General features: G+C 64.7%; 6 protein-coding genes and 2 pseudogenes. 2 read left to right on the forward strand and 6 right to left on the reverse strand.

Annotation, left to right across the window (positions count from 1 at the left end):
• Both VK519_RS05500 and VK519_RS05505 read right to left on the reverse strand, forming a co-directional pair.
• Positions 1 to 1,355 (reverse strand): fumarate hydratase (locus VK519_RS05500; protein ID WP_324348126.1); only part of this gene is annotated, 1,355 nt, incomplete at its 3' end.
• 35 nt (positions 1,356 to 1,390) lie between these two features.
• Positions 1,391 to 1,771, reverse strand: a complete 381-nt coding sequence (locus VK519_RS05505) for a hypothetical protein (RefSeq protein WP_324348127.1) — start codon at positions 1,769 to 1,771, stop codon at positions 1,391 to 1,393.
• A 136-nt stretch (positions 1,772 to 1,907) separates the two neighbouring features.
• On the opposite strand from VK519_RS05505, the gene VK519_RS05510 reads away from it, so the two are divergent.
• The gene (locus VK519_RS05510; RefSeq protein ID WP_324348128.1) at positions 1,908 to 2,597 is read left to right on the forward strand and encodes a VIT1/CCC1 transporter family protein; all 690 of its coding nucleotides are present in this window, start codon (positions 1,908 to 1,910) and stop codon (positions 2,595 to 2,597) included.
• Positions 2,598 to 2,705: 108 nt separating this feature from the next.
• Complete coding sequence (locus tag VK519_RS05515; RefSeq protein WP_324348129.1) at positions 2,706 to 3,173, forward strand: DUF1203 domain-containing protein; 468 nt, start codon at positions 2,706 to 2,708, stop codon at positions 3,171 to 3,173.
• 44 nt (positions 3,174 to 3,217) lie between these two features.
• Here VK519_RS05515 and VK519_RS05520 read toward each other — a convergent pair.
• From VK519_RS05520 to VK519_RS05535, 4 genes and pseudogenes are all read right to left on the reverse strand, one after another.
• Positions 3,218 to 3,499: pseudogene (locus tag VK519_RS05520) on the reverse strand (HigA family addiction module antitoxin); the annotation flags it as partial.
• 9 nt (positions 3,500 to 3,508) lie between these two features.
• Positions 3,509 to 3,789: pseudogene (locus tag VK519_RS05525) on the reverse strand (type II toxin-antitoxin system RelE/ParE family toxin).
• Positions 3,790 to 3,874: 85 nt separating this feature from the next.
• Entirely contained in the window at positions 3,875 to 4,678 is an 804-nt protein-coding gene (locus VK519_RS05530) for a DUF3014 domain-containing protein (protein WP_324348130.1), read from the reverse strand.
• A 58-nt stretch (positions 4,679 to 4,736) separates the two neighbouring features.
• Positions 4,737 to 4,949 (reverse strand): hypothetical protein (locus VK519_RS05535; RefSeq protein WP_324348131.1); only part of this gene is annotated, 213 nt, incomplete at its 5' end.

Genomic DNA, 4,949 nt, shown 5'->3' on the forward strand with positions numbered 1-4,949 from the left:
CGCGAGGCCCTGATCGCCTTGGACACCAGGTAGGCTGCGCCCCCGACGGCCATCAGGTACACCGCCTTGTTGTCGCGGATGGCCTCGATGCCCGCGGGGCCGCGCTCGGCCTTGCCGACCATGCCGAGCAGGCCCGTGGACTCGAGCATCTGACGGGTGAATTTGTCCATGCGCGTGGCAGTCGTGGGGCCAGCGGGGCCGACCACTTCATCACGCACGGGGTCGACCGGCCCCACGTAGTAGATGAAACGGTTGGTGAAATCCACCGGCAGTTTCTCGCCACGGTTGAGCATGTCCACCATGCGCTTGTGCGCGGCGTCACGGCCGGTCAGGAGCTTGCCGTTGAGCAGCAGCACCTCGCCCGGCTTCCACGCGGCGACTTCTTCGCGGGTAACGGTGTCGAGGTTCACCCGGCGCCCCTTGGAGGCGTCGTAGGTAAGCTTGGGCCAGTCTTCAAGCGACGGCGGATCCAAAGCGACGGGGCCTGAGCCGTCCAGCACGAAATGCGCGTGGCGGGTAGCCGCGCAGTTGGGGATCATCGCCACAGGCAGGTTGGCGGCGTGGGTGGGATAGTCCTTGACCTTGATGTCGAGCACGGTGGTGAGGCCGCCCAGGCCCTGCGCGCCAATGCCCAGCGCATTGACCTTCTCGTAAAGCTCCAGGCGCAATTCCTCGGCGCGGTTCGAAGCACCGCGGGCCATCAGGTCGGTGATGTCGATCGGCTCCATCAGCGCTTCCTTGGCCAACAGCATGGCCTTCTCGGCGGTGCCGCCGATGCCGATGCCGAGCATGCCCGGCGGGCACCAGCCTGCGCCCATGGTGGGTACCGTCTTCATCACCCAGTCGACGATCGAATCGGACGGGTTCAACATCACGAACTTGGATTTTGCCTCCGAACCACCGCCCTTGGCGGCGACGATCACGTCCAGCTTGTTACCCGGCACCACGGACACGTTCACCACCGCCGGCGTGTTGTCGCGGGTATTGCTGCGCTTGCCGGCGGGATCGGCCAGCACCGAGGCGCGAAGCTTGTTGTCCGGATCGTTATAGGCGCGGCGCACGCCCTCATTGCACATGTCTTCCACGCCCATGGTGGCGTCTTCCCAGCGCACATCCATGCCGATCTTCAGGAACACCGTGACGATGCCGGTGTCCTGGCAGATCGGCCGATGGCCTTCGGCGCACATGCGCGAATTGATCAGGATCTGGGCAATGGCATCTTTGGCCGCGGGCGATTCCTCGCGCTCGTAGGCGGCGGCGAGGTTCTTGATGTAATCCACCGGGTGGTAATAGGAAATGTACTGCAGGGCGTCGGCAACGCTCTGGATGAGGTCTTCCTGCTTGATCGAGGTCATGGCTGGGCGGCTGGCTTGACGGCAAAGCGGGTATTTTAGCCCGCCTGGCCGAGCCCGTGGCAGGCGGTGTCGTCACGGGCAAAAGCCATGGCCAGCAACTGGGCATCGGCGGCCACTGCGTAGCGCTCTTCCACGAGCAACGGACAGCCGCGGAAATCGAACTCCAGGAAATCCGCGCGGGCATGCGGTGGCGCGTCGTTGCGCAGCGAGACGGTTGTCCCGTGGCGCACCCATTGACCTTGCGATGCATTGCCTTCGCAGGTGGCGCAATCACCCTGTGCCACGTAATGGCCTGAATCGAGCAGACGCAAGGCGAAGCCATTGGGTGCCTTGCGATGCCATCCGGTGCCAGGTCGTTGCCATGGATCCAGTCGCGGCCATACCAGCGGCGCCACCACCACCATCAGGACCAGCACGCAAACCGCCGCGTCACGAAATATCGCGTCCGAGCGCGTGGGGCGAGTGCTGTCGCGATTGCGTGGCTGGGGGTCGTTCATTCCGCCGCGATGCTACCGCCGCTATGCTGGCCGCGTCGACCGGCCGGAAGTCACGATGTCAAGACACCACCCTGAAACCCATGCCACCGGGCGCGTTGCCTGGCTACGCGCCGCCGTTCTGGGCGCCAACGATGGCGTAATCTCAGTGGCAAGCCTCGCCGTGGGCGTAGCGGCCTCGGGCCAGGCTCAGGGCCCATTGCTGGCCACGTGCGCTGCGGGACTCATCGCCGGCGCGATGTCGATGGCCGCGGGTGAATACGTCTCGGTTCGTTCGCAGGCGGACGCCGAACACGCAGACCTTGCCCTTGAACGCCACGAATTGGCCACCGATCCCGACCACGAACTGGCGGAGCTGACGCACATCTACCAGGCGCGCGGCCTGGATGCTGCCCTGGCCCAGGAGGTGGCCGTGCAGCTGATGTCCCACGATGCCCTTGGTGCCCACGCGCGCGACGAGCTGGGCATCACCGAGGCGCTGCGCGCGCGTCCCATGCAGGCGTCCATGGCGTCGGCACTGGCATTTTCACTGGGTGCGTCGGTGCCGCTGGTTACCGTAGCGACGGCTCCCGCGGCGATCGTGATCGGCGCAATCGTCGGCACGGCGCTGGTGAGTCTGCTCATTCTCGGCGCCGCGGCGGCGCAGGCTGGACACGCGCCTGTGTGGCGTGGTGCCTGGCGTGTCTTCTGCTGGGGCGCCCTGGCGATGGCCATCTCCGCCGCCGTCGGGCATCTGTTCGGCAGCTGAAGTAAAAACCAGGGCATCGATGCCGGGCCGATTCAACCGCAAGCTGCCGATAGGCCTGGTCGTTGACTGGCGCGATGCTTCAGGCACCATGACCGCCGGGTATCGCACATGTCCTATCGCATTTCGGGTCTTGACCCCACACCCTTCATCCACCTCTACCACCTTTCCGACGAAGCACTGCGTGCACACCGCGCGATACGCTATGTCGCCGGACCAGAAGGCGGCTATCCCGATCGCGTGGAACTGCGCGATGCGCGCGCTGGCGAATCGTTGCTGCTGGTGAACTACGAGCACCAGCCGGCCGATACACCCTACCGTTCGCGCCATGCCGTATTCGTGCTGGAGGGCGCCACCACCGCGGCGACGTTTTGCGACGAGATCCCCCAGCTGTTCCGCACCCGGATGATGTCGCTCCGTGCCTTCGATGCACAGGACATGTTGCAAGAGGCCACCGTGGTATTCGGCGATGCCATGGAACCGACCGTGCACGAGTGGCTGGCCGACGATCGCGTGGCGTATATCCACGCCCACTATGCGGGACCGGGTTGCTACGCCGGGCGCATCGACCGGGCGTGACGCCCGCTTCTCAAAGGCGTCGCGGTTTCACAGGCATCGAGCGTAAGGCGTGCGATGCGATGGATGGCCCTCCCGATCGAACGGTGGGCCTCCTCCAGGTCGAAGTCAGACTGCAGGCCAATCCAGAACTGCTCACTGTTTCCCAGGGCACGCGCCAGTCGAACGGCCGTGTCCGCGGTGATGCCGCGCTTGCCAAGCACGATTTCGTTTATTCGCCGCGGTGGAACGTCCATCGCCCGCGCTAACGCGTTCTGGCTGATCGCAAGCGGTTCGAGGAACTCATGGAGCAGAACCTCGCCGGGATGAATATTGGGAAGACGTGCCATAGCTGGGCCTCAGTGATAGTCGACGATGACCACGTCGTAGGCATCGCCATCGCTCCAACGAAAACAAATGCGCCACTGGATGTTGATACGTATGCTGTAGAGCCTTCCAGGTCGCCGATAAGGCGCTCAAGCCGGTTGGCCGGCGGAATGCGCAGGTCGTCAAGGTTCGCCGCGTTATGCAACATTCGCAGCTTTCGCCGGGCAATCGCCTGGATCCCGGAAGGAAGGCGTCGTGACGCCCGGCCTTCCCAGATGCTTGCCGCTTCCTTGTCGGCAAAACTGCGAATCATGGCGTGAACTATAACGCATCGCGTTATATAACGGAAGTCGTTATGCTGAAGCCCGACGACTCCCGCGTGCTGCCTGGAGGATAGATCAGTGAGGCTGGGCAGCCGTGATCGCCTCGCGAAGCTCGCGGAGCTTTGCCTTGATCTTCGCTTCCCCATCGGGGCCCTGCCGGATCAGGATCTTCTGGCCGACCGAGGCGGACTGAAGCTGGGGGTCGGCGAATACGTAATGCCCGCGGTCCTCCACTACCGCTATCGTGCCCTTCGGCTCGGGCGCGGCGAGCATGTCATCGATCGCGATCACCAGGCGGTCGTTGAAATAGCCGGTGGGGTAACCCAGTTCCTTGTACGCCTGCTGGAACAGCGGATAGAAGCGGACGTACCAGGCCGCGACCGCACGCGGGTTCACGTGCTCGACCACGGCCATGTAACGCGCGTAACGCGCCTGGTTCTTCGGATCGATGTTGCCTTCGCTGGAAACCAGGAATTTCCCGCCGGCCGTCTTCACCGGCAACAACCGGGTGGCCAGGGCGTGGCGCGGCAGCGCGTCCACCGTGGCGACGATACGGCCGATCACCTGCTGGCGCAGGAGCAGGCCATCGAGGTTGCCGATGCCGGCAAGGTCGGACAGGCCTTCGGCGGTAAGGGTATCGCTGTCGCTCAGCAGGGGAAGCGGGGCCGACGACGGTGACGCAGGGCCCGCCGCGCCGATCGGGTGTTGAACGACAGGACCCGGCGGCGCAGAGGATGCCGGCGCGGGCGCTGGCAGCGCCGCCACCGGTGCGGGCTCCGGTGCCATCGCCTTGCGCCAGAACCAGTAGCCACCGGCTCCCACCGCCACCAGGACGATGACGGCCAGGAGCCACGAAAAGACTGGGGTCCGTTGTGCCATCACGCTGCCTTTATTGCTTCACCATTGCCTTCGACCCTTGATGCAGGTCGGAGGTTCCCTACATGTTCCGCCGGTATTCGCCACCCACATCGTACAGCGCGTGGCTGATCTGGCCGAGCGAGTTGTATTTCACCGCGTCGATCAACTGCTCGAATACGTTACGACGATCACGCGCCGTGGCCTGAAGGGTGCGCAGGCTTTCCGGGGCCAGTGCGTTGCGGGCGCTGCCATAGCGATGGACGTTGTCGATCTGCTGGCCTTTCTCGCCCTC

This window comes from Pinirhizobacter sp. (assembly GCF_035317885.1).
Lineage (GTDB): Bacteria > Pseudomonadota > Gammaproteobacteria > Xanthomonadales > Rhodanobacteraceae > Pinirhizobacter.